The sequence below is a fragment of the Falsiroseomonas oryziterrae genome (genome assembly GCF_021864505.1).
In the GTDB taxonomy this organism is placed as follows: Bacteria; Pseudomonadota; Alphaproteobacteria; order Acetobacterales; family Acetobacteraceae; genus Falsiroseomonas; species Falsiroseomonas oryziterrae.
On record NZ_JAKJIB010000685.1, the window covers coordinates 1 to 676 of the forward strand.

Annotated in this window: 1 protein-coding gene; it reads right to left on the reverse strand. The window is 76.9% G+C overall.

The genetic code is table 11. From position 1 onward, the window contains the following. Positions 1-676: hypothetical protein (locus L2I40_RS24095; RefSeq protein ID WP_237217861.1), on the reverse strand; the 676-nt coding region annotated here is incomplete at both ends.

Consider the following 676-nt stretch of genomic DNA (forward strand, 5'->3'; position numbering starts at 1 on the left):
GCGTGTCGGCGGGCGAGCGCGGCTCCGCCGGCGGCGGCACGTCGCGCAGCGCCTCCGGGTTCTCCCCGATCCTCTCGGCCGCCACGGCGCGCGACCCTTCGACGGCGACGCCGCGACCCTCGGCCGCGAGCCGTGCGCCGGGCCGCAAGAGGTCGCGCAACGCCTCCGCCGTGCCGGTCGGCACGGTGACGACGCTGCCATCCTCCAGCACCGCGCCGGCGACCTCGCCCTGCGGCGTGAAGTAGGGCGCCTTCACGGTGCCCGTCACCGTCAGCCGCCCGGCCTGCTCCAGCGCCGTGCGCCCGAGCAGGCGCCAGTAGACGCGCTCCACCACGATCGGCTGCGCCTGGAAGTCCGGCGCGAAGGCCAGCATGGTAATGACCGGCGCCTGCCGCGCGCGGATGCCCCAGACCACGATCGGCCGCCCGGGCGGCGAGACCTGCCGCACCGCGTCGCCGAATTCCGGCGGGAAGACGATCTGCGGGCCTTCCCGGAACAGCAGCGCATCGGTCTCGCCGCGCGGGTTCAGCAGGTAGCGCTCGACGGTGCCGGTGAAGGAGGGCAGCTGGGTCGGGTCGAACCAGAACTCGGCCGGCGCCGGGCGCGGCGGCTCGGCCGTCCGCGGCCGCTCCTGCGCCGCCGCCGGCAGGACGAGCAGCGCCGCCGACAGCGCGGC